Source organism: Desulfovibrio sp. 7SRBS1 (genome assembly GCF_049723905.1).
In the GTDB taxonomy this organism is placed as follows: Bacteria; Desulfobacterota; Desulfovibrionia; order Desulfovibrionales; family Desulfovibrionaceae.
Genome location: NZ_JBJKFD010000001.1, coordinates 196,909 through 222,537, shown reverse-complemented (window position 1 = coordinate 222,537; position 25,629 = coordinate 196,909). Strand labels below are relative to the sequence as shown.

At 55.7% G+C, this 25,629-nt stretch carries 24 protein-coding genes and 1 tRNA gene; 12 read left to right on the top strand and 13 right to left on the bottom strand.

Features of this window, described 5'->3' with window-relative positions; all coding sequences use genetic code 11:
• Window positions 1-29: 29 nt before the first annotated feature.
• Window positions 30-335, top strand: a complete 306-nt coding sequence (locus tag ACI0FJ_RS01120; RefSeq protein WP_424298013.1) for a hypothetical protein — start codon at window positions 30-32, stop codon at window positions 333-335.
• Here ACI0FJ_RS01120 and flgL read toward each other — a convergent pair.
• The 9 genes from flgL to flgF are packed head-to-tail and all read right to left on the bottom strand — an operon-like array spanning window position 332 to window position 10,142.
• Window positions 332-1,882 carry a flagellar hook-associated protein FlgL gene (flgL, locus tag ACI0FJ_RS01115; RefSeq protein WP_424298012.1) on the bottom strand — a complete coding sequence of 517 codons (1,551 nt, stop codon included), beginning with the start codon at window positions 1,880-1,882 and terminating at the stop codon, window positions 332-334. The genes ACI0FJ_RS01120 and flgL overlap by 4 nt on opposite strands.
• A 9-nt stretch (window positions 1,883-1,891) precedes the next feature.
• On the bottom strand, window positions 1,892-4,015 hold the full coding sequence (flgK, locus tag ACI0FJ_RS01110; RefSeq protein WP_424298011.1) for a flagellar hook-associated protein FlgK: 2,124 nt from the start codon (window positions 4,013-4,015) through the stop codon (window positions 1,892-1,894).
• Window positions 4,015-4,497, bottom strand: coding sequence for a flagellar export chaperone FlgN (gene flgN, locus ACI0FJ_RS01105; protein WP_424298010.1), 483 nt, complete (start codon window positions 4,495-4,497; stop codon window positions 4,015-4,017). Before flgN ends, flgK begins: the two co-directional genes overlap by 1 nt.
• 2 nt (window positions 4,498-4,499) lie before the next feature.
• A complete protein-coding gene (locus tag ACI0FJ_RS01100) occupies window positions 4,500-5,570 on the bottom strand; it encodes a peptidoglycan DD-metalloendopeptidase family protein (protein WP_424298009.1) in 1,071 nt (356 codons plus the stop codon).
• 1 nt (window position 5,571) lies between these two features.
• A complete protein-coding gene (locus tag ACI0FJ_RS01095; protein WP_424298008.1) occupies window positions 5,572-6,693 on the bottom strand; it encodes a flagellar basal body P-ring protein FlgI in 1,122 nt (373 codons plus the stop codon).
• A 29-nt stretch (window positions 6,694-6,722) separates the two neighbouring features.
• On the bottom strand, window positions 6,723-7,433 hold the full coding sequence (locus ACI0FJ_RS01090; RefSeq protein ID WP_424298007.1) for a flagellar basal body L-ring protein FlgH: 711 nt from the start codon (window positions 7,431-7,433) through the stop codon (window positions 6,723-6,725).
• 60 nt (window positions 7,434-7,493) lie between these two features.
• Window positions 7,494-8,477, bottom strand: coding sequence for a flagellar basal body P-ring formation chaperone FlgA (gene flgA / locus ACI0FJ_RS01085; protein ID WP_424298006.1), 984 nt, complete (start codon window positions 8,475-8,477; stop codon window positions 7,494-7,496).
• Window positions 8,478-8,508: 31 nt separating this feature from the next.
• Entirely contained in the window at window positions 8,509-9,291 is a 783-nt protein-coding gene (gene flgG / locus ACI0FJ_RS01080) for a flagellar basal-body rod protein FlgG (RefSeq protein WP_424298005.1), read from the bottom strand.
• Window positions 9,292-9,323: 32 nt separating this feature from the next.
• Window positions 9,324-10,142 carry a flagellar basal-body rod protein FlgF gene (gene flgF / locus ACI0FJ_RS01075; protein ID WP_424298004.1) on the bottom strand — a complete coding sequence of 273 codons (819 nt, stop codon included), beginning with the start codon at window positions 10,140-10,142 and terminating at the stop codon, window positions 9,324-9,326.
• Between the two features lie 156 nt (window positions 10,143-10,298).
• Here flgF and ACI0FJ_RS01070 point away from each other — a divergent pair.
• The 11 genes from ACI0FJ_RS01070 to pnp all read left to right on the top strand — a co-directional run bounded on the left by ACI0FJ_RS01070 (window position 10,299) and on the right by pnp (window position 21,398).
• Window positions 10,299-10,374 (top strand) — tRNA-Gly (locus tag ACI0FJ_RS01070).
• Window positions 10,375-10,475: 101 nt separating this feature from the next.
• Window positions 10,476-10,976 (top strand): ribosome maturation factor RimP, encoded by a 501-nt coding sequence (gene rimP / locus ACI0FJ_RS01065; RefSeq protein WP_424298003.1) that lies wholly within the window; start codon window positions 10,476-10,478, stop codon window positions 10,974-10,976.
• 133 nt (window positions 10,977-11,109) lie between these two features.
• The gene (gene nusA, locus ACI0FJ_RS01060; protein WP_424298002.1) at window positions 11,110-12,477 is read left to right on the top strand and encodes a transcription termination factor NusA; all 1,368 of its coding nucleotides are present in this window, start codon (window positions 11,110-11,112) and stop codon (window positions 12,475-12,477) included.
• Window positions 12,389-12,706: a YlxR family protein gene (locus ACI0FJ_RS01055; RefSeq protein WP_424298001.1), complete on the top strand. Its 318-nt coding sequence runs from the start codon at window positions 12,389-12,391 to the stop codon at window positions 12,704-12,706. The genes nusA and ACI0FJ_RS01055 overlap by 89 nt, the downstream gene beginning before the upstream one ends.
• Window positions 12,707-15,787 (top strand): translation initiation factor IF-2, encoded by a 3,081-nt coding sequence (gene infB / locus ACI0FJ_RS01050; RefSeq protein WP_424298000.1) that lies wholly within the window; start codon window positions 12,707-12,709, stop codon window positions 15,785-15,787.
• A gap of 103 nt (window positions 15,788-15,890) precedes the next feature.
• On the top strand, window positions 15,891-16,178 hold the full coding sequence (locus ACI0FJ_RS01045) for a DUF503 domain-containing protein (protein WP_424297999.1): 288 nt from the start codon (window positions 15,891-15,893) through the stop codon (window positions 16,176-16,178).
• A 78-nt stretch (window positions 16,179-16,256) separates the two neighbouring features.
• On the top strand, window positions 16,257-16,592 hold the full coding sequence (gene rbfA, locus ACI0FJ_RS01040) for a 30S ribosome-binding factor RbfA (RefSeq protein ID WP_424297998.1): 336 nt from the start codon (window positions 16,257-16,259) through the stop codon (window positions 16,590-16,592).
• Window positions 16,573-17,604: a DHH family phosphoesterase gene (locus ACI0FJ_RS01035; protein WP_424297997.1), complete on the top strand. Its 1,032-nt coding sequence runs from the start codon at window positions 16,573-16,575 to the stop codon at window positions 17,602-17,604. The genes rbfA and ACI0FJ_RS01035 overlap by 20 nt, the downstream gene beginning before the upstream one ends.
• Before the next feature lie 3 nt (window positions 17,605-17,607).
• Window positions 17,608-18,525, top strand: coding sequence for a tRNA pseudouridine(55) synthase TruB (gene truB, locus ACI0FJ_RS01030; RefSeq protein WP_424297996.1), 918 nt, complete (start codon window positions 17,608-17,610; stop codon window positions 18,523-18,525).
• Between the two features lie 53 nt (window positions 18,526-18,578).
• Window positions 18,579-18,848 (top strand): 30S ribosomal protein S15, encoded by a 270-nt coding sequence (rpsO, locus tag ACI0FJ_RS01025; RefSeq protein ID WP_424297995.1) that lies wholly within the window; start codon window positions 18,579-18,581, stop codon window positions 18,846-18,848.
• Between the two features lie 348 nt (window positions 18,849-19,196).
• On the top strand, window positions 19,197-21,398 hold the full coding sequence (gene pnp / locus ACI0FJ_RS01020) for a polyribonucleotide nucleotidyltransferase (protein ID WP_424297994.1): 2,202 nt from the start codon (window positions 19,197-19,199) through the stop codon (window positions 21,396-21,398).
• Window positions 21,399-21,619: 221 nt separating this feature from the next.
• Here pnp and ACI0FJ_RS01015 read toward each other — a convergent pair whose 3' ends face one another.
• The 4 genes from ACI0FJ_RS01015 to ACI0FJ_RS01000 all read right to left on the bottom strand — a co-directional run bounded on the left by ACI0FJ_RS01015 (window position 21,620) and on the right by ACI0FJ_RS01000 (window position 25,612).
• Window positions 21,620-22,330, bottom strand: a complete 711-nt coding sequence (locus ACI0FJ_RS01015) for a hypothetical protein (protein WP_424297993.1) — start codon at window positions 22,328-22,330, stop codon at window positions 21,620-21,622.
• The gene (locus ACI0FJ_RS01010; protein ID WP_424297992.1) at window positions 22,317-23,744 is read right to left on the bottom strand and encodes a sensor histidine kinase; all 1,428 of its coding nucleotides are present in this window, start codon (window positions 23,742-23,744) and stop codon (window positions 22,317-22,319) included. The genes ACI0FJ_RS01015 and ACI0FJ_RS01010 overlap by 14 nt, the downstream gene beginning before the upstream one ends.
• A 1-nt stretch (window position 23,745) precedes the next feature.
• Window positions 23,746-24,435, bottom strand: a complete 690-nt coding sequence (locus ACI0FJ_RS01005; RefSeq protein WP_424297991.1) for a response regulator — start codon at window positions 24,433-24,435, stop codon at window positions 23,746-23,748.
• Between the two features lie 298 nt (window positions 24,436-24,733).
• On the bottom strand, window positions 24,734-25,612 hold the full coding sequence (locus ACI0FJ_RS01000) for a hypothetical protein (protein ID WP_424297990.1): 879 nt from the start codon (window positions 25,610-25,612) through the stop codon (window positions 24,734-24,736).
• Window positions 25,613-25,629 lie beyond the last annotated feature (17 nt).

Below are 25,629 nucleotides of genomic sequence, written 5' to 3'. Positions count from 1 at the left end.
ACGCCTGCTTGTGTGTCTGACTAAAGTACATGACGCCGTTTCAGGCGATCATGCGAAAGACCGCACATTTTGATCTTTCGGCAAACCGTCCGTTCAATGGGAGCCCCGGCGATCAGCCGCGCCCGCTTGTTCCGGCGGGATGGAAACAACCCGTAAATTTCGGGCGGTTTCTATTGATGCCGGGTGAACGTTCGTCCGTCAAGGTTTTAAAATGCACGGAAGACGATCTGCAAAGCCGTCTTGGAACGCTGCACCGCCACGTGGAACAATACAAAACCGTGCCCCGGACGAAACAAATCGCCAGGGGCACGCCGTTCTTTTCAAATTTTGACTAAACCATGTTGACCAAAGACATGTTCATGATCATGGACGACGACTTCAGCACGGCCTGATAGGCAATCTGCTGCTGTGCCAGTTTGGTCATAAGTTCACTGATGTCCACATCTTCAATATTGCTCATACGCTGTGTTTCATTGAATTCCAGTCCGGCAATAATAGACTTCGAAACAGTCAGTCTGTTTTCCCGCCCGGCAACACTTGCATCATGGTTGAGTACATTTTCATGTGCCTGACGAAGATCGGCCACACACTGGGATACGCCGTCCTCGTTGTTGGTCTCAAGGTAGCCGATGAGCCGTCCCATCACGTCAAAAAGGTTTTTATTCGGCGAATTCCCCATTACAAGGCTGGCGTTCGGATCGTCGGGGTCTTTATACACACCGCCAAAAATATCCTTGCCCACGGAATTCATGGTTATTTTTTCGGAAAAAGAAATCTCCACGTTGATGTCTGCCGTACGCGGCTGAACAACAAATTGACTCCCGGCCTGGAGGGAATTGCCAGCGTTGGAGCCGACAACTAGGTTGCCGCCGGGGATCAGAAGCACGGCATTACTGGCAACAGCGCTGTTGGAGGCAACATTTCCGGTTACCCAGGAGTTTCCACCGTCCAGACTGTATGAATATTCAATCTTCTGATCCAAATTCGAGGTCGTATCAATGCGAACAGTCACATTCTGGGAAAAGATACCGTTGGCCGTACCAGTCAGGGATGTCCCCATCTTGTGCACTTCCACACCATCGTTGTCATCGCCCAAATACTCGGCAGTTGGCCGTACCCACAGCCAAGAACCATCGGAGTCGTTGGTGTCATTCAGATCCGTTGTGGTCACCGCCTTGGTCTGCGGCATGGTTATCCGCACTCCGCCCAAATCCAGGGTGGCATCTCCGCCGGAAGTGGTAATGGTGCCGGTCTTGAAGGTGCTGCCTCCGTCCGTTGAATACCGAACCTGAAGCTGAGGGTCGTTGAGAGCCAAAGACGTTCCGCCATCCGGATTCCCGGCATCGGTGAACTGCACCAGCATGGTATGGTCGGAAGCCCCGGTGACGGTCCAATCGATGCCGTCCAGGGTTCCATCGTTGTCCATAAGCCAGAGCCGCTCAACAAAGGCATCCTGGTCGGTCTTATGCCCGGCAAAAATGGAGTTGTTTTCAAACTCCTTGTTGCTCAGTGCGATCAACTGGTTGAAAATCTGACGGACTTCTTCAGCAACCTGCTGCCGGTTGCTGGATCCGTAGGTACCGTTAGCCGCCTGTTCAGCAAGCCCCTTGGCCTTGCTGATGAGGGTTGAAACACTCCCAAGTGTTTCGTCGGCCAAGCTGAGCCAGCCCGTGGCTGTGGAAATATTCTCCTTGTACCTATCCATCTGCGACAGAGAGGTTCGGTATCCAAGCACACGAGCCATGCCCACGGGATCATCCGACGGACGATTGATCTTCTTTTCGCTGGACGCCTGCAGATTGGATTCCACCAAATCGGCCAACGTCCGGTTCATGTTCGTAATGGAACTGGTATACAGCTGGTTTTGCGTTATGCGGTACACGACGCCCCCCTACTGCTTAAGTCCAAGCAATGTTTGCAGCATCTGATCCGCCGTGGAAATAAGCTTGGCGGCGGCGGTATAGGAGTGCTGAAATTTAATGAGATTGCTCATTTCTTCGTCCAAGTTGACCCCGCTCACTTCCTGCTGACGGCGATCAAGGTCCTGAGCCAGAGCGTCCTGGTACTGGGCATTGAATTTGGAAGCGGCGGTATCCGCCCCCACACTGGAAACAATGGCATTGAAGAACCCGGAAAGGGTTTCCTTCGTGGTTCCCGTATGGGCGGTGGAGATACTGACCTTCGTGTCCTGCAGCTTTCCGATGTTGAACGCCGTTGAGTTGTCGCCGGTGTTCACCTCGCCCGCCCCGTTCACATGGCCGTTGTTGATGTGATTGAGGTCTGCCCCAACCGCTTTATTCACGGAAATATTGGACGCGGAATCGCCGTCCAGAAAAGTGTTCAGCCCAAGAGCCGCAAACAACCCGCTGGTATCCGCCCCAAAGGCGAACTCCTTACCGTCTTCGGACTCGACCCGCAGCTTGTGGTCGACGATGGAAGCCTTGAGACTGCCGTTAAATGTCGAGTTGATAGCCGTGACGACATCATTGAGCGAATGCTTGTTCGGATCAAAATTCTGCTGGCCGGGCGTGGAGGGATCAAAGTCCAAAGCTGCGCTGGAAGCCAGCTCACCGGAAGCTTTGTCGTACACGTAGATCATGGAGCTTCCCGACGCCAGGCGGTCTCCAAAGGCCAACCCAGCCGCCCCGCTGGCCAGGGCTGCATCGTTTCTCTCCACACCATAGGTGCCGTCTGTCATGGTAAAGTTGGTCAGCCCTGCGCCCGTGCTGTGAATCCGGTTGACTTCCCAGATCAGGCTGCGCGCAAAGGCATCAAACTTTTCCTTGTAGCGGCCCACGGCATCATCACGAAAGTTGAAATATCCCGCCAGGCTGCCACCGGTCAGTCGACGATTGTTGTCGAGCCCGCTCATGGTGAGCTGGGGAGTAATATTTTCGGCGGTATTGGTATCTTCGTACCAGTAGATTCCCGACTTCGGCACCACCACGAACTTGTCACCCACTTCCATCTGATTGTTCGGGGCGGACAGAGAATCGCCTTCCTTGCCGAACCAGATGGTGAGGCCGCGGACCGTTACCTTGGAATCTGCGGGACGCGCCGGAACAAGAAGGTCATCTCCATCATCATCTTTGAGAAACGTTTCCCCGCCGTCCAGGGAGACCCGCAGCATGGCCGAAGGAGAAGCATTGGAAACCACGCCTGCCTGGGCAACTTCAAAGTAGTATTCGTAGTCGTCCGAGCCCTGGAAATATACTGTTCCGTCAAAAGAGGAAGAGTTCGTCAAGCTGCGGATTGTCTTGGGAGCCTCGAACTTGATGTCGTACGTCTTGTCCGATTCCACAAGGGTATATCCGGACTTGGTGAGAACCGTCATGTTTCCGTCCCCGTTATCGAGGACTTTGATGTCGATCTTCTCGGCCAAATCACGGACCAGCTTGTCACGCTGATCATACAGCTGGTTGACGTTATTCTGCCCGGGAATATTCTGGGTGTTTATCTGCTTGTTGATGTCGGCGATGCTTTGGACGATCCGGTTAACCTCGTCCACATCCTGCTGGATGTACTCGTCCACCTGCCTCTGCAAACGCCCCATCTGATCATCGGCCTGACGGATGATGGACAAAAGATTTTTCGTGTCGTCAATCAGGGTCTGGCGACTGGCCTCGCCCTGGAAGTTGTTGGACAGGCCCTGCCAATCCTCGAAAAACTTATCAAGCGACGCACTGATCCCCGCGCTGGCGGATTCGTTGAACAGCGATTCCACGCCTTGAAGATTCTTGAACATATTCAGCCAGCGCTGCATTTCTGAACTTTTATCGTTGTAGGTATTTTCGATAAAACGGTCGAAATGGCGGATGACTTCCGTGGCATCGACACCGGTCCCCATCTGTCCAGGCCTATAGTTGATGGCCATGGACTCTTCGAGAAGCAGAGTGCGCCGGTGATACCCTTCGGTATTAACATTGGCAATATTCTGCCCAGTGACCTGAATGGCACTTTGCGAAGCAAAAAGGCTCTTATTGCCGATGTTGAGAAGGGTATTGATGCCAGCCATTACAGCCTCCCGGATACCATGGGTGCTCCCTTGGGAGCCTTGGCGAAACGACCGTTGGCCGAATACGCCGTGGTGTTCTTGGGCTTAACCTGATCGTGGAGGTAGTGGATCATGGAAGAACTCTGATCAAACAACGCCAGAGCCAGGCTACGGTTCTTATCCGCTTGGCGCGCACAGGTCTGTTCCATTTCGTCAACCTGCATGGTCACTTCCATGATCGCCTTCTGATCCTCAGGTGAAAACTTATCCATGCTGTCGGCCAGACGCACATCCTTGCCGGGCTCGGAGCCGAGCATGCTCTTAAGCTCCAGGCGTTCCACGGCGATCTGCCGCATCAGTTCTTGCAAAGCCATCTCAACGATGGAAACTTTTTCGGGCTCGCCATCCAGAAGATGGGAAAATTCTTCCATAAGCAGGTGATGCAGGACATGCAGAGCCTTGCCCTGCCTGGTCAAATTTTGCCGTATCAGCAATGTGTCCATGATTACCCCGTGTGTTGTCCTGTAATGGTCTTTCTAGCTGCAACCACTTGATTTACAAGTGATTCCGGATTTTCCGATTGCCCGTTCCGACGCAATTCAAAGCGCAGAGCGGCGGGTGTATCCGGGTTGTCCTGCTCTATTACTGCAATGGCCTTGCCAACTTCGATATGTTCTCCGGCGTGTACCTTCAAATCGCCGTTAAACTGATATCTGGACTGCAGTCCATTGCCATGGTTGATGATGACCATATGACCGTTGACGTCCCCTTCCGTGGCATTCTTGCCTGCATAGGCGACCTGGCCGTCCTGCACTGCGGCAATCTGCGACCCTGAATTAACGGCAACCTCGACGGCGGGGGAATAATGGCGAGATCCGGAATCCGGATCGCTGCTCCAACCAAAGGGCGTAATGACGCTGCCCGATGCAGGCATTGTCGCCCTGGATGCATTTGCGTCGGGAGTTCCTCCTGCAACTGAAGTTGGCTGCCTGTCGTTTTCCGCCAAAGCAGTGTCTTCACCACCGGCCATCTGCATTTCGATGCGAGCCGCCAGACTATTCACCCGATGAGTCAATTCGGCCCCGGCCAGCAACGCCGGGTCATTGAATCGCGTTTGGGGGTGTTCCTGAATATTTTCCACGGTTTCCGTCGGCACGGAAGGCTTTCCCGGCAACGTATCGGTCCGGTCCAAAGGACGGGACGGTCCGCCCGGAGCAGTGCTCTGGCTTTTTTGCGAGAGCTTCTGGCTCAACTGAGAAAACATCATGTCCGCAAGGCCGATACCGCCTGCCGAAGCAAACTTCTTGCTCATTTCGTTGTCGAACATGGAGATGTATTGATCTTCAAAACGGCTGTGCAGGTATCCGGCCTTGGGAACAGTGGCCCGCATTTTCTGCCATATCTTGTTCATAAATACGGCTTCAAAATCCTGGCAGGCCTGCTTCAGCTTTTTAGGATCGTTCTTGTCCGCTCCGCCCATGAGCCGGTTGCGCAAATTCGTCATGCGCGCCTGGGTCCGGGCTTCGGAAGCCTTGGAAAGGCTGGTGTCGATACCGGCATTGAACGGATTGGTCATGTTAGATCACCTCCAATTCGGCCATGAGCGCTCCTGCTGCCTTGAGCGTACGCAGGATGGAAATCAAATCTCTGGGAGTTGCGCCAATGGCATTAAGGCCGTCCACAAGTTCATTAAGGGTCGCCCCTTCCATGAGCATGAGACGCTTGTTCTGCTCAGTCACACCCAAATCGGTTTGCGGCACGGCCACGGTATCCCCGTTGCTGAAGGCCGGGGGCTGGCTCACGTCCGCACTTTCCGCAATGACCACCTGCAGGTTGCCATGAGCAACGGCCACCTTGGACAGACGAACATCGTTGCCCAGCACGACTGTGCCGGTCTTTTCATCCACCACAACCTTGGCCTTGCCGTCGGGACGAACTTCCAGATTTTCCAAAGAAGCCATCAACGGAACCAGGTTGCCCACAAAACGTTCGGGTACATTGATCTGTACGGTGGAAACATCCTGGGCCCGGGCATACTTTCCGCCCAAGGCCGCATTGACCGAGTTCACTACCTGCATGGTGGTTGAAAAATCAGCCATGGACATATTCAAGGTCATGGAATTCATATTGTTGAAATCAAAGGGAACAGCGCGTTCAACTGTCGCTCCGCCAGGGATTATACCCACGGTGGTGATGTTCTTCTGGGCCGAAGCCGCCGCACCTTCCACCATGAATCCGCCCAAGGTCAGGGAACCCTGAGCCAAGGCGTACACTTTGCCGTCCACACCTTTGAGAGGAGTGAGCAACAGCACACCGCCGAGCAGACTGGAGGCGTCGCCCAGGCTGGAGACGGTTACGTCAAGCGGGGAACCGGGCTTGGCCGAAACCGGCATTTTTGCCGTAACCATAACGGCAGCCACGTTCTTTGGCTTGATGTCTCTACGGTTCACGGTCACACCCATGCGGTCGAGCATGTTGACCATGGACTGGATGGTGAATTCGCTGCCCCGCTTGTCGCCTGTCCCGGAGAGACCCACGATCAGGCCGTAGCCGACCAGCTGGTTTGAGCGTACGCCCTTGAACGAGGCAATGTCCTTAAGTCTGGCAGACTGGGCTTCCTGCCCGAATCCTGTCCAGAGAACAGCCGCAAGGACGAAAAGCGCTGTGAAAATGCGTGCTGTGGTCTTCCGTGACGTCATGCCATATCCCTCTATACGTTGCAGATGCTTTAGAACGGCCAGATGTTGTCCAGTATACGGGTCAACCAACCGGGCCGCTGCTTGTCGGCCAACACGCCCTGACCGAAATATTCGATCTTGGCATTGGCCAGATAGTTCGAAGTAATGGTGTTGTCGGGCTGGATATCCTGGGGACGAATCAGGCCGCGCACCACAAGAATCTGTGTTTCCTCGTTGATGCGCATCTCGCGTGCGCCTTCTACCTGCATAATGCCGTTGGGAAGCACCTTGACCACCCGCACGCCAACCACAGCCTTGAGGTTGGACTCGCGCTTGGTTTCACCCGTGGCTGTCAGACCGGACTTGCTGCCGGCCTTGACCAGGGGGGTCGTTCCCGTGGCACCGGACATGCCCATGTTGGGGATGCCGAAGGGGAATGCATTGAAATTTCCGTGGCCGAAGTAGTTCTCGACACCAAGCTGTATGCTGGAATCCTTACCCGCGGTCGTATCTGCCTTGTGCTTGCCCTTGGACGTTTCCACCACATGGACCATCACGATATCGCCGACCCGGCGGGCCCTGCTATCCTCATACAAAAGGGATGCCTGGCCCGGATCGAATATGGAACCGGGATTATCGGAACTTACCTGAGGCTGGGAAGGCGGCGGCGTAAGAACAGGCGCAGGCTCGGGCGTTTGTTTCGCCGGTGCGCATGCCGTGACCACGAAGGCCAGAAAAATGACGGTTATGATACGATTCATGGGGGTGCCCTCCCGATTGTCTTTCCTTGCTCTCAAGCCTTGTCTGCCGGACATTGCGCGCTACCGCCTAATCATCACGGTCCGCTTGTCCCAGACCTTGGCTCGTATTTCTCTCTTTGATTGCAGGTTGCGTACCAGAATGGCATCGCCCTGCCCGCCGTCTTCCATTGCCTCCACATCCGTGGAGAGCTGCACATGCTTGCTCTTGTAAACCAGTTCCAACCGGTCCCCCTTCATTACCAGGGGCTGCACGCGCAGGTTGTCGCGATAGATGACCATGCCCCGACCTATGGGCTGCTTGACGACCCAGGGACCGCCCTGGCCGTCCCACACCTTGCCGGACAGATATGCAGCATTCTTGCGTTCGAAAGTGATGAGGTCGGGTGTAAGGATATCTCCGGGATTCACAGGACGCATGACACTGGGAACGTTGATCCAGCGGTCAACAAACAGGCTCACGGCGAAACGGCGCAGAATCCGACCGTCTATGGTCTTGGCCGCAAAACGCAGCGTAACCCTTCCGGCGTCATCGCCAGTCTGCTGTTCGATAGCCATGGAATGAAAATCCTTATCCAGAAAAACGAAATTTGGAGTGGTGATATTGCGCAGGGTAACTTCCCCGCCTCCTGCCGCGAGACGCGGCGTCAAATAGTCGACAGTCCGCCGTTCTATTTCTTCGGCGTCAATAACCCGGCCTCCCCGCTGCAGGCTGAGCTGCCCGGAAATGCGCACGGCTTTGGCGCCCGATCCCAACGACTTTTGCAAAAGCGACTGAAGATCATGCACACTGTACGTTATGGGACGACTTCCCGGCGAAGGGGCTTTCCAAAGTTCGGTCTGCGCCATGCGCCGCCACACCCCATCCGGCACATGGCCGAACGGCTGGGCGATTTCTCCCAGCAGGACATTTTCCCCTGCTGCACAGGCCGCTCTTTTGGTGACGACGGCCCATGTTTTGCCTCCGTTCTGTGCAACGCCCAACGTCGGCAGAAGCAGCAAAACCATCAGGCCAAACCATGTTCCGAATCCCCTGTACCAAGTCATTACAAATTCTCCCGTTGAGTTCAGTGGCGGCTTAACGCTTCACCTGGATGGCGGTCTGCAGCATGGAGTCCGAAGTGGTAATGGCCTTGGAGTTCACCTCAAAGGCGCGTTGCCCGACAATCATGCTGACCATTTCGTCCACAAGTTCCACGTTGGAGCCTTCCAGAAAGCCCTGAGCCAGCGTTCCGACGTTATCCGTCCCCGGATCGCCGGGTGTAGCCGCCCCGCTTGCCTGGGTTTCAAAGTACATGTTGCGGCCCGCGGCATTGAGACCGGCCGGGTTGACGAAGGTATAAAGCTGCAGGTCCGCCCCGGCCAATTCCTCACCATTTTTATCCAGGGCAGAAATATGCCCAGTGGAGGTAACGACCACATTGGAGGTTTCCGCCGGTACCACGAATTCAGGCTGCAGCGGATATCCGTTGGCTGTCACAATGGTGCCATCGTTGTTCAATTTGAAGGACCCGGCACGGGTGTAGGCATCCTGACCGTTGTAATCGATGAGGAAGAAACCGTCCCCTTCGATGGCCACATCCAGAGGGTTACCTGTGTTCTGAAAGTCGCCCTGGCTGAAGTATTTGTGCACCGTGACGGGACGAACGCCCATGCCAACCTGCAGCCCCGTGGGCAAACGGTTGCCCGCCTCGTTGAGCGTACCGGCGATATTCAAGGTCTGATACATCAGGTCTTCGAATTCGGCCTTGCTCTTCTTGAAGCCCACGGTGTTTACGTTGGCCAGGTTGTTGGAGAGGGTATCGATGTGAGTCTGCTGGGCAACCATACCCGTTGCAGCTGTCCATAACGAACGCATCATGGCGTTTTACCTCCGAAGTAAAGCCGCAGGTGTTAAGCCTTGGCGGCAGTTGCAATCAGTTTCTGGTCCATTTGCTGGGTTCCGGTCATGATCTTCTGGTACGCTTCAAACGAACGCTGTACCTCGATCATGGCCACCATCTCAGTGACGACCTCCACGTTGGAAGATTCCAGAAAGCCTTGCTGTATGGCCCCTACCACCCGGGGGGAATCCTCCCCTTCGGGCACTTCGGGAGCACCGGTGTTAAGCGGTATTTCCGCAGGATTATCCATAGTATAAAGGTTGGCCCCGACCTTTTTCAGGTCCTCCGGGTTATTGAAGGTCACCAGATCGATGGCCCCTACCTCCTGTTCCCCGGCCCGGATGTTCCCCGCCTGGTCGATGACCAGTGTGGAATTTTGGGGCACCGTCACCGGACCGCCTCCGGCCAGCAGATAATTGCCGTTGCCGTCAATAATCTGCCCCCCGTTGTCCAGCATGTAGTTTCCATTGCGGGTATAAAAGGTGTCACCCGTCTGTGGGTTCTGAACCTTGAAGAATCCCTCGCCCTGAATGGCGAGATCGAGCGGGTTTCCCGTGACCTTGAGACTCCCCTGGGAGAAGTCGGTTTTCTGGTCGGACAACCGGGGCTTGGCAATGACGTCAGCCTCGGGCCACAAGGGTTTAGCCCGTATGTAGGGTTTGGAGTCGAGTATGTAGTCGTGCGCGAAATGCATGAATACGTCTTTGAAGGCGACCTTGTCCTTCTTGTAGCCGGTAGTATTCACATTCGCCAAATTATTGGCGATGAGATTGAGCCTGTGCTCGTTGGACATGGCCCCGAACAGGGCGCTCAAATTGCTTTGTTGCATAATCGCGGACCTCCTTGCCGCATGAATATGCAACAAGCAGGCCAACTGAACTTCAGTGAAATTTCACCTTTTTCTTGAAAAAAACATAAAATAACTACCATAAGGTCGATAAAACTTGACAACCACAGCCTGTCTGTTATTAGGCTTTCTTTCCGAGCGGGTGTAACTCAGTTGGCAGAGTGCAAGCTTCCCAAGCTTGATGTCGCGGGTTCGACCCCCGTCGCCCGCTCCAGGATAAAACTTTCTCCTCGTATCGAGTCCGGTTGGCCCCGGGGTTTTCGCAGCAGAAGGTGGTCCCTAGGGTCCACTTTTTTTTATTCTCAAGGAGCAGCCATGAAACCGTCACCACGTACAGCAGCAATTATTGAAGGCATTGCCCCACTTGTGGAGCAGTCCGGGCTGGACATGTGGGGAGTGGAGCTCTTGGGCGAACCCGGTGGGCAGGTCTTGCGCGTCTATGTGGAATCCGCAAACGGCGTGAACATAGACCAATGCGCTTCGCTCAGCCGAGACATCAGCCTTTTTCTGGATGTCGAAGAAGACCTGATACGCGGAAAATTTAATTTGGAAGTCTCGTCCCCCGGCATGGAGCGTCCGTTCTTTTCCTTAGAACAGATACGCCCCTATGTGGGACAACATGTGGATGCCCGGCTCCATAACGCAATCGACGGACGCAAGAACTTCAAGGGCAAACTGGAAAGCGTCAGCGAGGATGCCATAAGCGTTCTTACCGATGACACTCCCAACCAACTACCCTGGAACGAAGTTGCCCGCGTCAAGCTGGTAATAAGCGATTGGGGTGCCGTGGCGAAAAAGAAAAAGAAGAAGCGCTAACCGGGTCCTTCGCCCCTCTGCGGGACGATAGATATACTGTCCGGCGAGAATATCCGCCGGGATGGTATGGAACCCCTCTGGGGTGTCTTCAACAATATAATGATAACAATGCCCGTTTGTTTTTGGAGGGGCCATGGCAACCGAACTGAAAAAAGCCATCGACCAGATCAGCAAGGATAGAGGCATCGATCGCGATCTGCTTATCGACACGCTGGAAGACGCGGTGCGCTCTTCCGTTCTGCGTAAATACGGCGACGACTTCGACGTCGAAGTGCAGTTCAATGACGAAACGGGCGAGATCGAAGTCTATCATTTCAAGATCGTGGTAGAAGAGGTTGAAGATCCCAACACGGAAATCAACCTTGAAGATGCACGCCAGCACGACCCCAACGTTCAGCTCGACGACGACATGGGCTTTCGCCTGGACGTTACCGACCTTGGACGCATTGCCGCGCAAAGCGCCAAGCAGGTCATTATCCAGCGCATGCGTGACGCAGAACAGGAAATCATTTACGAAGAATACAAGGGCCGCGAAAACGAAATCGTTTCCGGCATCATTCAGCGCCGCGACCGCACAGGCTGGATCATCAACCTGGGCCGTACCGAAGCTCTCCTCCCCCGCGAAGAACAGATCCCCAAGGAACGTTACAAGCGTGGCGACCGGGTGCAGGGCTTTATCATCTCCGTGCTCAAGGAAGGACGCGGTCCGCAAATTTATATTTCCCGCTCCCACCCCGACTACATGCGAGCACTGTTCCGCCGCGAGGTCCCCGAGGTCTCCGATGGAACGGTCAAAATCATGGGAGTCGCCCGCGATCCGGGCAGCCGCGCAAAAGTCGCGGTTATGTCCACCGACCGAGATGTCGATCCGGTCGGCGCTTGCGTAGGCATCCGCGGGTCCCGCATCCAGGCCGTGGTGCAGGAATTCCGGGGTGAGCGTATCGACATCGTCGTCTGGCGTCCCGACATTGCGGATTTTGCGCGCAACGCGCTCAACCCCGCTGTCATTACGCGTATTGCCGTTGATGAAGATGAACAACTTCTGGAAGTTGTCGTACCTGACGATCAGCTGACCCTGGCCATTGGCCGCAAGGGGCAGAACGTCAAACTGGCCAGCAAACTGCTGGGCTGGAAAATCGACATTTTCACCGAGAGCCGTTACGGAGAACTTCATGCCGACCGCGAACGCCTGGAACAATTGGCAAGCGTGGCCGAAATCAACGTGGAGAAATTCCTGAGCGCCGGTTTCGACTCGGCAATCGATCTCGCTCGGGCCTCGGAAGAACAAATCATGGCCGTAGAAGGCATGAACGGTCGCAAATACGACAATCTTAAAGCCGCATTCAAACTGTTGGTTCCCGAGGCTGACGAAGATGTGGCCGAAGAGCCGGTTGAAAGCGCAGAAGACGTCGATGAGCAACCCGTTACTCAGGATACTGAACAGCCTGCCGAATCTACCGAGGAAGCAGCGCCTGAGAACGAAGATAATACTCCGTCCTGAGTCCGAAATGGGACAAGGACCGGAACGGACGTGCGTCGTTTGTAGACGCAAACTCCCAAAGGATCAGCTGGTCCGCCATGTCTGTCACAAGGATGGACAGGAGCGGAAGCTGATACTGGATGAGAACAAGACCATGCCCGGCCGCGGTTTTTATCACTGCCGGGAAAGCATATGCAGCAGAAGGTTCGCCAAGTACTCGGGCTGGCGGACAAAGTGCAAGGGGGACTAAATGTCGAAAATGAAGGTGAAAGATCTCGCTGCCGAACTGGGCATCGGCAATAAAGAGATCCTCCACATCCTGCGTGATCTCGATATTCCGGTGCGAAGCCACATGAGCAGCCTGGAAGAAGAGAGTGCGGAGGAAGTACGCAAAGCGGTTAGCCAGGGTAAGGCGGCCACGGAAGTGGTACGTCACGAAGTACAGCCCGGAGTGGTTGTGCGTCGTCGCCGTCGCCCCGCACGCAAAGGCGCCAAGGACAAAGCGTCCGAAGAGGAATCCCAGGACGAAGCCCCCGACCAATCTGCCGAAGTTGTTTCCGAACAGGACGATACACCGGAAGTCGTTGTACCAGCCGAAAAGGAGCAGACTGCCGTCATGGCCGAGGCTCCTGAAAAAGCCGACGACGTTCAAAAAGACCTGAAAGCCGCTGACGAGCCCAAGGATGATGCTGTTTCTTCCAAAAAAGAAACGGAAGTTCAATCCAAGGAAGAAAAGCCTGCTCCTGCCCGTAAAAAGGCAAAGTCGGCCTCGTCCAAGGCACAGGCCACGCCAACGCCCACGGCGCGCATCATTAAACCTGCCAATGAAGTCCCGGCCGAAGAAGTCCCCTCGGTCGAACCCAAGGAAGAAAAACAGCCGGAGGCCGAAGCCCCCGAAGCGGTTTCTTCCCCTACCCCGGATCCCACATCTGCGGAAGCTGTCAAAGAGCCCGAAGTAACGACTGCCGCAACAGGGGATTCTGAAAAGGATCTTGAAGTGAATACTGCTACAGCGCAGGAAACCGTAGAAACCGCGCCCAAGCACGAAAAGAAAGAAGAAGCTGCGGTCGCGCCAAAGACGGACAAACCTGCAGACTCTACCGACTCTCCCAAGCAGGCTGCCGCCGCGACCGACGCGGATGAAGAGAAGCCTCGCAAAAAAAAGAAAGGCAAGAAAAAAGAAAAATTTTCCGGTCCCCAGGTTCGGGTCATTTCCAGACCCGAAGTACAGCCTGAGCCAGCCGAAAGACAACCTCGGCAGCGGCCCGCACCGAAATCCGACGGTCCTTCCGGTCCGTCCGGTCCGTCCAGGCCTGCTCCTGCGGGAGGACGTGGTCCCCGTCCTGCTGCAAACAGAACTGCACCCCAGCAGGATGCACCAAGTCCAGATAAGACAGGCGCCAACAAGCGCCGCGGGCGCAAGGATAAGCGTGTTGTCGAGTTCGGTCCCTCTCGCGACAACGATCGCGATGCGCTGAACAAGCTGCGCGACAACAAGGGCGGCAAGCGCAAGAAAGGCGGAAGGCAGCAGGCAAAACCGACGCCTCCGGCCCATACCGCTCCTATGAAGCAGGCCAAACGCAAAGTTAAATTTGAAGAAGCCGTGCGCGTCTCGGAGCTGGCCCACTTTATGGGTGTAAAGACTCCCGAGGTCATCCGCATCCTCATGGGACTTGGTATAATGGCGACCATCAACCAGTCTTTGGACTTCGACACCGCCACACTGGTGGCCGCCGAGTTCGGATACGAGGTTGAAAAGGTCGGCTTCTCCGAAGATGAATTCATCATCCCCACCGAGACGGACAAGCCGGAAGATCTCAAGCCGCGGCCTCCTGTCGTGACCATTATGGGCCACGTCGACCATGGCAAGACTTCCCTGCTTGACGCGATCCGTACTTCGGACATTACAGGTGGTGAAGCTGGCGGTATTACCCAGCATATCGGCGCCTACCACGTAAACACCAACCGCGGTGAAATCGTATTCCTCGATACCCCGGGGCACGAAGCGTTTACCGCCATGCGTGCCCGCGGTGCCGAAGTTACCGACATCGTGGTACTGGTTGTGGCAGCCGACGACGGCGTCATGGACCAGACCCGCGAAGCAGTGAGCCACTCCAAAGCCGCCGGAGTTCCCATCATCGTTGCCGTCAACAAGATGGACAAGGAAGATGCGGACCCCGAACGTGCCAAACGTGAACTGTCCGAATTGGGTCTGATGCCCGAAGACTGGGGCGGAGAAACCATTTTTGCTCCGGTGTCGGCCAAAGCCAAGACTGGTCTCGACAACCTGCTTGAACTCATTCTGCTGCAGGCCGAAGTCATGGAACTGACTGCCAACCCCGACAAACCAGCGCGCGGCCACATCGTTGAAGCCCGCCTGGACAAGGGACGCGGTCCTGTAGGTACGGTGCTGATTTCCGAAGGCACTCTGCACCAGGGCGACGCGTTTGTCTGCGGACAGTTCAGCGGTCGTGTCCGGGCCATGTTCAATGACCAGGGCAAAAAGATCAAAACAGCTGGTCCTGCTATTCCTGTTGAAGTACAGGGATTCGAGGGCGTGCCTGAAGCCGGTGACGAATTCGTGGGTGTGACGGACGACAAGGTCGCCCGCCGCATTGCGGAACAACGCCAGCTCAAGCAGCGTGAACGCCACCTGGCCAAGGAAACCAAGGTTACGTTGGAATCCTTCCTGCAGTCCCGTCCGGACCAGGAAGTCAAGCACCTCAACCTGGTGCTCAAAGCCGACGTGCAGGGTTCGCTGGAAGCCATCGGCGACGCTCTGATTAAGCTGAATACGGATACCATCAAGATCGACATCATCCACATGGGTGCAGGTGCCATCACCGAATCCGACATTCTGCTGGCTTCCGCCTCGGACGCCGTCATTATCGGGTTCAATGTGCGCCCCACCATGAAGGTCAAGGAAGTTGCCGAACAGGAAAAGGTGGAAATCCGCTTCTACGACATCATTTACAAGCTGGTGGGCGAAATCAAGGATGCCATGACCGGCATGCTGGCACCCATCGTGTCCGAACGCTATCTTGGACAGGCGGAAGTCCGCCAGACGTTCCAGGTGTCGCGTCTCGGTACCATTGCCGGCTGCGCAGTTGTGGATGGAAAGATTCTGCGCAACGCCAGGATCCGCCTGCTGCGCAACAGTGTGGTTGTGCATACCGGGGAACTGTCCTCGCTCAAGCGCTTCAAGGACGACGCCAAGGAAGTGGCGAAAGGCTACGAATGCGGCCTGACCATCGCCAACTTCAACGACATCAAGACCGGCGACACCATTGAAGCCTTTGAAATGATCGAGACGGCGGCAACCCTGGAATAACATGAGGTCCGTATCCCCTGCCAAAGGATGATACGGACTTAGAAGAACGCAACGCAACTCCCGGCCCGTTTCGTGAACCGCATGGAACGGGCCGTATTAAAATATGTTCATAGGCGTACTTCGGCTGGAATACCACCTTCACGGGAACGATTCGCTCAAGGGCAAACGCCGTGTGGCAGCCAGCCTCAAACAAAAAATGCGTACCAAGTTCAATGTCGCGGTGAGCGAGGTCGAATCACAGGACGACCATGCCCGCCTTGTACTGGCTGCTGTTACTGTCGGCCCGGATACGAAGGTTGTTGAAGGACGCCTGCAAAAGACCCTGAACATGGTGGAAGCCGTCTGCGACGAAGATCTCGTGGACAGCAGCGTTGAAATTTTCAGCGACTGACGCGCCCCTCGAAAAGCACGCAACTGCGAGCACTCGAGGGAAAGTCGCCTCTCATTTTGAACAAAGTGTGTTAAGATTATGAGCAAAGGACAGGGCCAACGCCATTTCCGCATTGCGGATCAGCTTATGCGCGAGATCGGACGCCTCCTCGTGGAGGAAGTCCAGGATCCGCGTCTGGAACTGGTTACAGTAAGCGGCGTGCAGTTGAACCCGGATATGAGCCGGGCAACAGTGTTTGTTACCTATATGGGCGATGACGACCGCCACCACAACGTTGAGGCAGCTTTGGGAAAGGCAAAGGGCTTTTTACGCTCCCGCATCGGCCGCACTTGCAAGCTGAAGCGCACACCAGATCTGGTCTTCGTCTTCGACGAATTTCTCGAGGAGATGGTGTATGAACGCCCCGAGGAATAGTTCCTCAGCAGCTGTCGTTCCTGCCTCTCTCTCCGACTCGGCCCCTTTTCAGGAGGTTCTGGGAGTTCTGCAGGAACAGGACAGTTTCCTTTTGGTTTCCCATTACAATCCCGATGGTGACGCCATAGGTTCCATGGCCGCTCTTGGCTTCATTCTCCAGCGCCTGGGCAAGCAGGTTCATCTGTATAATGTTTCCGGCCTTCCCGCCTCCTTCACCTGGCTGGCCCTGCCGGCTCCCATAATGGACAAGCCGCCCCGCAACCTGGCTGACTGCCCGACCTGCATCGTAACTTTGGATTGTGGAGATTTCGGACGGACCGGAGGAAAACTGAACGACCTTTTTTCCAAACGCGTCACCGTGAATATCGACCACCATCTGGGCAACTCCATGTTCGGCGACCACAATTGGGTCGATCCCAGTTTTTCCAGCACAGGTGAAATGGTCGCACGACTGGCGGACGCTTTGAACATTCCTTTGGACGGTGCGCTGGGTGAGGCCCTTTACCTCGCAATGGTCACGGATACCGGATATTTCAGCTACGGCAATACGTCTCCGGAGACCATGGAAACAGCTGGCCGCATCATCCGTTTGGGGCTGCAGCCCGGCGAGATAAACAAGAAGATCCAGAATCAATGGACCGAAGGCCGTCTGCGCCTCATCAGCAAGGTTCTCGACGCTGCCGAATTTCACAACAATGGCCGCATAGGCATGGTTCGCATCACCCGCCAAATTCTGCGCCAGACCGGAACAAGCCGGGAAGATAGCGACGGCCTTATCAACCTTGTCCGTCGCGTCCGTACCGTGGACATCGCCATTGCCATGCGCGAAGAAGACAATGGGAAAATCAAATTTTCGCTGCGCTCGGACGGCGAGGTCAATGTTCAGGCTGTGGCTGCTTCATTTGGCGGCGGCGGACACAAAAACGCCAGCGGCGGCCAGCTTGACGGTCCCATGGACAGGGCTGCCGACCTTTTGCGCAATGCCTGCGCCAAAGTACTTGGAGAAAAATAGCCTATGGGCCGACGCAACAAAAGGCCTGTCCGCGACCTGCACGGCCTGCTCATTCTTCACAAGCCCAGCGGCCCCACGTCTGCCGACTGTCTGAACATGGTCAAAAAAGCCTTGGGCAACGTCAAGATCGGCCATGCCGGAACTTTGGACCCCCTGGCTTCGGGCGTTCTGCTGGCCCTTTTGGGCAACGGAACCAAGCTGGCTCCCTATTTGACCGGTCACGACAAGACGTACCGGGGCAGCCTGCGTCTGGGCCAGAGCACCGATACCTACGATATTCAGGGAGAGGTGCTCCAGGAAGCCGAAACAAATCATATTTCCGCCGCGCAATTGCGCGACGCAATTCTTGACTGGGATGCCATAAAAGTGCAGGAAGTACCTGCCTATTCCGCGGCCAAACACAAGGGCAAGCCCTTGTATGAACTGGCCAGGCAAGGCAAAGAAGTTCCCATCAAGACCAAGGAAATCACGGTATCCGGCAGCGAGGCGATTTCAGTCGCACCGCCAGATGCCGAATTTCGCCTGACGTGTTCGTCAGGCACATATGTCCGCTCCCTGGTCCACAGCCTGGGGATGCGGATGGGCTGCGGCGCTGTCATGACTGCGCTGACTCGCGAGGCGAGCGGCCCGTTCACCCTTGATACGGCCGTTTCCATGGACGAGTTCCTGGAACGTCCGGAAGAACTGCTTGAGCAGTCGCTCCTCCCGCTGGAGGACATGCTTCCCGATTGGCCCAAGGCGGTCCTCTCACCGGAGGATACGGCCAAGGTCAAAAACGGAATGCGTCTGTCCGCAGAAGGACAGGCCGGTCCCGGTGCCAGGGCAATGTTCCTGGACGAGGATGGCAAGGCTCTTGCGGTATCCGAAACCCAAGATGTGAACGGTCGAACCAAGTGGGTTATTCTGCGTGGTTTGTGGTAGCGCCCATCGGCAAAGGCTTATTACAATCATTATTTAACAGGAGGAATGCCGCTGTGGTTATGACCGCCGAAGACAAATCCAAAGTTGTAGCAGAATACGCACAGCACGAAGGCGACACTGGTTCGCCCGAAGTGCAGGTTGCCCTGCTCACCGCCCGCATCAATTATCTGTCCGAGCACTTCAAAGTGCACAAGAAAGACCACCACTCCAGGACCGGTCTGCTCAAGCTTGTCGGCCAGCGCCGCAAGCTGCTCGGCTACCTGAAGAATACGGACGTCCAGCGCTACCGCGATCTGATCGCCAAGCTTGGTCTCCGCAAATAGTTTTGTCGTTCCGTACGCCGCCCTTCGGGGCGGCGTACGAACACTGTTGACCGCCCTGCCCGGCCCAGCCGTATCTTCCCCCCTCTGCGGAACATAGCGGCCAGGCGTATCTTCCGGAATTCGCGACTCCCATTTCACATCCTGCCAAAAGGCTTTCGCCCGATGCGGCGGATGGTTCCAAGTAATGGACAAATCGTGTATATCCGTGGCCGAGGCAACGGCTTAACTCTTCCCTCCGCTTCCCTTTGGTTGGCTGTGGCGGGTGCTTGAATTTTCCAATCATTCAAGTCCTTACCACAGACCAGCTGGAGCAGCGGGGGATCAACCCTCTCACCACAAGGAGACGACATGCTCGTACCCTTTGCTCCTACTTCGCTGACTACGAACGTCGGCGATCTTGAAGTGAAAATAGAAACCGGTCGTATGGCGAACCAGGCCGATGGCTCTGTGATCGTCCAGTCGGGTGGTACAGTCATCCTGGTCACCGCCGTGACCCAGACTCTGGAAGTGGACCGGGGATTCTTCCCCCTGACCTGCCACTATCAGGAAATGGCCTACGCTTCCGGCCGCGTGCCCGGTAACTACTTCCGCCGCGAAATCGGTCGCCCGTCGGACCACGAGACTCTGGTATCCAGGCTCATCGACCGGCCCATCCGTCCGCTCTTTCCCAAGGGATTCCGCGACGAAGTGCAGATCATCGCCACGGTTCTGTCCGCGGACAAAAAGTGCAACCCGGACGTACTGGCCCTGACCGGTGCTTCCGCAGCCCTGCACATTTCCCGCATCCCCTTCATGGGACCCATTGCGGCTGCCCGTGTAGGCTATGTGGACGGCAACTTCGTACTCTTCCCCACCTACAAGGGTGTTGAAGAACACAGCGACCTGAACCTGGTCATTGCCGCGTCCGAAGACGCTGTGGTCATGGTTGAAGGCGGCGCCAACTTCCTGAGCGAAGAGATTGTAGCCGACGCCATTGCCTGGGGACATGAAAACATCAGGCCGCTGTTCGACGTACAGCACAAGCTGCGCGAAATGGTCGGCACGGAAAAGATCGAAGTTACGCCTCCCGAGATTGACGCCGAACTGGCCGCCAAGGTCGAAGAACTGGCTGCGGCAGAACTTGGCCAGGCCCTTCAGGTCAAAGCCAAGATGGAACGCAAGGACGCCAAGAAGCTTGTCAAAAGCAAGGTTCTGGAAGCCCTGCAGGAAGTCTACCCCGAACGCGAAACCCTCAAGGGCGAAGTGGAAGGCATCTTGGGCGATATGGAAAAGAATATCGTCCGCCAGCGCATCAAGAACGACGGCATCCGCCTCGATGGCCGCGACCTGACCACGGTCCGTCCGCTGTCCATCGAAGCCGGTCTGCTGCCCCGCACGCACGGTTCTGCAGTGTTCCGTCGCGGCGAAACCGCAGCTCTGGCCGTTGCCACTTTGGGCTCCTCGCGCGATGAACAGCGCTACGAAACCCTGGTCGGCGACAAGACCAAGAACTTCATGCTGCATTACAATTTCCCCCCGTATTGCGTGGGTGAAGCCCGTATGCTGCGCGGCCCCTCGCGCCGGGAAATCGGCCACGGCAACCTGGCCGAACGCTCCCTGCTGCCGGTCATGCCTTCTGCCGATGAATTCCCCTTCACCGTTCGTGTTGTTTCGGAAATCATGGACTCCAACGGTTCGTCCAGCATGGCCTCGGTCTGCGGCGGCTGCATGGCCCTCATGGACGCCGGTGTTCCCATCAAGGAACCCGTAGCCGGTATCGCCATGGGCCTGTGCAAGGTCGACGACGAGTACATCATCCTCACCGACATTCTGGGTGACGAAGACGCACTGGGCGACATGGACTTCAAGGTAGCCGGTACACGCGAAGGCGTTACCGCCGTACAGATGGACATCAAGATCGCGGGCATTCCGCAGGATGTTCTCAAGCGCGCCCTGCTTCAGGCCCACGACGCCCGGGTACATATCCTCGATCATATGAAGGAATGCCTGGAAACGCCTCGTGCCGAAGTATCGGAGCATGCTCCCCAGTACAAGACGGTCACCATCAACCCCGACAAGATCCGCGACGTCATCGGTTCTGGCGGCAAGACCATCAAGGCCATCACTGCTGCCACGGAAGCCGACATCGACATCGACGACAGCGGCAAGATATCCATCTTCGCCCCCACTTCCGAGGCCATGAAAAAGGCCGAAGAGATGATCCTGTATTACGATCAGACAGCGGAACTGGGCAAAAACTATGTGGGCAAGGTCATCAAGCTCATCGACTGCGGCGCCATCGTCGAAGTCCTGCCCGGTTGCGAAGGCCTGCTGCACGTCTCCCAGATGGACGTGGCCCGCGTGGAAAATCCCGGCGACCTGCTCAGTGTCGGCCAGGAAGTCTCGGTCAAGGTGGTCGAGGTTCAGTCCAACGGCCGTATCCGCCTTTCCCGCAAGGCTTGGCTGCTTGAAGAAGCCGGTGAGGAAGTCAACCTGGACGACTACAGCGCACCCAAGGGCGCACCTCGTTCCGGTGGCCCCCGCGGCGGTGGTCGCGGCGGACGTCGCTAGACCTAAAGCCAATGCGGACTCCATAACGGAATCCGTACCTCATACGTAAACAAAACGGCCCGCTCATTTGAACGGGCCGTTTTTCTTTTTGCTGGCCGGTGGAATGTTCCACCTCTTCAGGAAGACAAACTGGCGTCAGGAAAAACTCGCTTCACACCTTCCAGGCAGGGAGATCGCCCTGCCACCTTGGTCACACATCGGCAAAGACAAATCCCTGCAGCCTACTTGCTGAACGGCAGGGTGTAGGTCTTGCTGCCATCCGGTGTGCGCACCACCACCTTGAGCGCGGTGATTCCCACATTGTTGGGAAGGTAGGCATAGCCAACCTTGGTATAGTCTGCCGGAACAGGTACATCGCTCCAGGAGTAGTGCGCCAAATCCTCACGAACCGCTTTTTTCAGGTCGTCTTCCGACCCAACGCCTCCGTAAATTCCTCCGGCTCCTGCTCCGATGGTCCCGCCGATGACGGCTCCCTTCCAGATATTATCCCCACCGCCCACAAGTCCGATGAGTGCTCCGAGACCGGCTCCGGCAATGGCTCCTATGCTTCCGGTACGGGCGACGTTGGAAGCGGTGTTCGCAAATGCTTCGGAATCGAAAATAAGACGCTCCGCCTCCTGCAGACTGTATGGAAGATATTCCCCGCCCGGAGCCACTCCGCGCGCCTCATCCATTTTCAGGTCCGGCTGCATGGCACTTTTGTTTTTGAAAATGACAAAAACAGGCAGGACTCCTGCTTCCAGGTAGTTGATTCCCTGTCCCGTATACTCGTACGCCACAGCTGCCAGGTCCCAATCCGGAGTATTGACCGCGCCAGCCAGCATGGAAGGATCGGCCACCTTGCGCGGTTGCGGCAGAGGTTGCCGCTTGCCGCAGGAAGTACAAGCCAATGCGACGACAACAAGCAGAATAAAAACATTACGCATTTTCATGGTGCGCTCCCAATTGTTTTGCATGTTCAGCCAAGGGGAACGAAACAATAAATCGCACTCCCCAGGAAATATTGACGACTTGTACATCGCCCGCATGGCGAGTCGCAATCCTCTTTACCATGGCGAGTCCCAGGCCGAATCCAGGATGGTTGCAGGACGCTCCCCGATAAAAAGGCTCGAAAATACAGGCCAACTCGTCTTCGTCAATCCGCTCAAAGGTATTTGTAACCCGTATCTGGACACGGCCGTCGATTATCTGGGTCCGCACAGACACTTCGCCCTGCTCCGGGCAGTATTTTACGGCGTTGTCGACAAGGTTTGTCAACAGGGAAACAATTTCATTGTACTCGCCCAGTATAGCAGCATTGCCGCAAAAATCCGTGCTCAGCCCTATATTTTTCCGTTCCCTCATTGGGGTGTAGCTCTCCAACACGGATTGCACCATTTGGTCCAAATCGAGCATCTCCCCCTCGGGAGACATCTCCGTAAGGCCAAGTTTGGAAAATTCCAGAATTCTGGCAATCAGCTCGTCCAGGTTATCCACTTCCGCCCGAATACTGTCCAGATAGCCCCTAACGTCTGGGCCGCCTTCCCGCTCCAACTTTTCCCGGACCAATTCCTCGGAAATACGCAATCGGGTTAGGGGACTACGCAGTTCGTGGGAAACATTGGCAGCCAGTTCCCTGGTGTTGCGAATCATACGTTCGATGCGCCCCGCCATATAGTTGAAGGCGCGGCCCAACTCGCCGATCTCATCCTGGCGTAAATCCGGGGCGCGCGAGGAGAGGTCGCCTTCGGCATAACGGAGTGCGGCTCGTTCCAATCGCTTGATTGGAGAGGAAATAAGACGGGTAATGGGGATGATGAGCAAGGCAACTATGAAAAACACGCCCCCCAGCCCCTGCAGAAAAAGCACTGTGGATTGACTGTACAGCCTGCTCCGCTCGAAGAGGGTATGCAACGTGGCCTTGCCGTGCAGCCCCATGGTGATTTCCATTTCTCCGTGAGCGCAGTACCGCCCCAGGGGTTTTACTTTGGAAACCACAAAACCACCGCCGTAATCCTTTCCTTTGCCTTCTTTTTGAACTGCAGGAAGCGGAAGATTGTAATCCGCGGTAAGAATGGAACCGTCCTTAAGTTCTATCCACCCAACCACATCATACATTTCGTCCAAGGATTCCAGGAGCACCGCCAGATAGGGATTTTGCTGCAAGGGAAGGCCGGGGGCACGGTCCACTGCAACCAGAATGGCATTGCGGACAAGATTGATTTCCGGACCCGTCTCCTGCATTTCCTGTTCTTCAAGAAACTCCCAAAAAGTGGTCCGAAACCAGCCCCCCAGAAGAGCCAGGGTGACGAGCAGCAACAGAATAAAATAAATGAGAAATTTGAGATAAAGCGAGTGGAGCCTCATGTCAGCCTCGAAACTTGTATCCAGTCCCCCAGACGGTCTGAATTCGATTCGTATGGCGGCTGTGCGACTTTAATACCTGCCTGAGCTTGCTGATATAGACGTCGATGCTTCGGTCATACGCAGCAAAATCGCGCCCCCACACCCTATCCATGAGAAGGTCGCGCGACATGGGCACATCCGGATTGCGCATCAACTCGGCCAGCAGACGACATTCCGTAGACGGCAGCGTAAGTTCCTCCCCTTCTACAAAAAGAACCATCAGGGAGGTATCCAGACGCAGCCCCCCCGCCTCGAGAATATTTTCCTGGCCGGGCTTGCTTGCGCCCCCATCGTACCGACGCAACACGGCCTTCATACGGGCGAGAAGTTCGCGGGGGTTGAACGGCTTCGGCAGGTAATCGTCCGCGCCCAACTCCAAGCCCACGATACGGTCCGAATCGTCTCCACGCGCAGTGAGCATGATTACAGGCACGTTTTCCTTGCTCCGTATGTCACGCAGAACTTCCACTCCGTCCTTTCCGGGCATCATAATGTCCAAAATAACAAGATCGGGAGAGCACTCTCCAATGTCCTGGCAGGCGGAACACCCGTCCGGCCGACAGAACACAACAAAGTCGTATCCTTCCAAATACTCTCGGAGCAAAGCCTGCAGCTTGGTGTCGTCATCAAATATAAGGATTCTTTTTTCCATTGCCGACCCATACCCGGCAATACATGGCTAGAGCAACCTTCAACGCCGAAATTTACACATTTTAACAGCTTTTATCAATTTCGAACCAATTTTTAGCATGCAATTCCCATATGATACGCCACTATAAAGAACACACAAACATATTCCCAATCCTATGCCGGCAAAGCATGGCTCTGCTGCAGACGCAGGCTCTTGCTGGGTTCATGGAGACCAAAAGCGGAGAGGGTGCCTCTGTCCTGTTTTGTCTATAATCTCCATCATAGACGAGGAATCACATATGAAGCCGACCACCCTTCTTTTACCAGGCAGTTGTGTTGCGAAACTTGCACACCTGTTCCCCCTGCTTCTCGTTCTTGTCCTGTCCGGCACGGCACTTGCCCAGAATACCCAGAACGAGCAGGGCACGGACGAAAACAGTATTCAGCAAAAAAAATCCACCTCCCCTTCTTTGCGACTGCGCCTCAACGGAAATTTCATCCCCGAGGCATCGTTCGACGACGATCAGGGAAAAATGGGCGTATACTCGGGGGGATTTCGCGCCAGGTACGGAATATTCAATTTTTCCTACAACGTAGACAGCTTCAGTTGGAGCGACAAACAGAACCTTCCTTTCGGCAACGGGCAGGACGATCCCTGGTCCTCGTTGCATCGACTGCACCTGGGCACCAATTTGCAAGGAGAAATCTCCGACAACTGGTCCTGGTTCGGAGGGATTTTCGCCACCTCGTCTTTTGAAAAGGAAATGGAGGACTCGTTCGGCGGGGGCGGCCGACTTGGGCTGGTCTACCAAATTTCGGAGCGTTGGGAGGTGGGCTTTGGTCTGGCCGGGTTTGTCAACAGTATCAGCACCCGGGTTCTGCCTTTTCTTGGCAACATCAACTACGACGGAACCGACAGTGAGGGAAGAGGCTTCTTCCTCCATCTCGGCTACCCCGACCTTGAGGCAGGATATGCCTTTGCAGACAATCTCGCCCTGCGGGCGGGCGTGAATACGGACAGCAAGTACTATCGCCTGGCAGACGACAGTACGGTTCAGGAAAAAGGATTCATTGAAATAAGCAGCTGGCAGGCTCTGCTCCGCGTGGACTATAGCCCGGCAAACAATCTGACACTGACCGCAGGGCCAACATTTCACTTCAGCCGCAAAATAAAGACCTACCACCGTGATGGCGACCACGTGGCGACCGAAGACCT

Coding starts and splice junctions, on each gene's coding strand:
- rimP (WP_424298003.1), top strand. CDS start 10,476: ATGAAACCGTCACCACGTACAGCAGCAATTATTGAAGGCATTGCCCCA.
- ACI0FJ_RS01055 (WP_424298001.1), top strand. CDS start 12,389: ATGAGCAACCCGTTACTCAGGATACTGAACAGCCTGCCGAATCTACCG.
- flgN (WP_424298010.1), bottom strand. CDS start 4,497: ATGGACACATTGCTGATACGGCAAAATTTGACCAGGCAGGGCAAGGCT.
- pnp (WP_424297994.1), top strand. CDS start 19,197: ATGCTCGTACCCTTTGCTCCTACTTCGCTGACTACGAACGTCGGCGAT.
- ACI0FJ_RS01015 (WP_424297993.1), bottom strand. CDS start 22,330: ATGAAAATGCGTAATGTTTTTATTCTGCTTGTTGTCGTCGCATTGGCT.
- rbfA (WP_424297998.1), top strand. CDS start 16,257: ATGAGCAAAGGACAGGGCCAACGCCATTTCCGCATTGCGGATCAGCTT.
- infB (WP_424298000.1), top strand. CDS start 12,707: ATGTCGAAAATGAAGGTGAAAGATCTCGCTGCCGAACTGGGCATCGGC.
- flgK (WP_424298011.1), bottom strand. CDS start 4,015: ATGGCTGGCATCAATACCCTTCTCAACATCGGCAATAAGAGCCTTTTT.
- flgA (WP_424298006.1), bottom strand. CDS start 8,477: ATGACTTGGTACAGGGGATTCGGAACATGGTTTGGCCTGATGGTTTTG.
- flgG (WP_424298005.1), bottom strand. CDS start 9,291: ATGATGCGTTCGTTATGGACAGCTGCAACGGGTATGGTTGCCCAGCAG.
- truB (WP_424297996.1), top strand. CDS start 17,608: ATGGGCCGACGCAACAAAAGGCCTGTCCGCGACCTGCACGGCCTGCTC.
- flgF (WP_424298004.1), bottom strand. CDS start 10,142: ATGCAACAAAGCAATTTGAGCGCCCTGTTCGGGGCCATGTCCAACGAG.
- nusA (WP_424298002.1), top strand. CDS start 11,110: ATGGCAACCGAACTGAAAAAAGCCATCGACCAGATCAGCAAGGATAGA.
- ACI0FJ_RS01090 (WP_424298007.1), bottom strand. CDS start 7,433: ATGAATCGTATCATAACCGTCATTTTTCTGGCCTTCGTGGTCACGGCA.
- ACI0FJ_RS01010 (WP_424297992.1), bottom strand. CDS start 23,744: ATGAGGCTCCACTCGCTTTATCTCAAATTTCTCATTTATTTTATTCTG.
- ACI0FJ_RS01005 (WP_424297991.1), bottom strand. CDS start 24,435: ATGGAAAAAAGAATCCTTATATTTGATGACGACACCAAGCTGCAGGCT.
- ACI0FJ_RS01120 (WP_424298013.1), top strand. CDS start 30: ATGACGCCGTTTCAGGCGATCATGCGAAAGACCGCACATTTTGATCTT.
- ACI0FJ_RS01035 (WP_424297997.1), top strand. CDS start 16,573: ATGAACGCCCCGAGGAATAGTTCCTCAGCAGCTGTCGTTCCTGCCTCT.
- ACI0FJ_RS01095 (WP_424298008.1), bottom strand. CDS start 6,693: ATGACGTCACGGAAGACCACAGCACGCATTTTCACAGCGCTTTTCGTC.
- ACI0FJ_RS01045 (WP_424297999.1), top strand. CDS start 15,891: ATGTTCATAGGCGTACTTCGGCTGGAATACCACCTTCACGGGAACGAT.
- ACI0FJ_RS01100 (WP_424298009.1), bottom strand. CDS start 5,570: ATGACCAATCCGTTCAATGCCGGTATCGACACCAGCCTTTCCAAGGCT.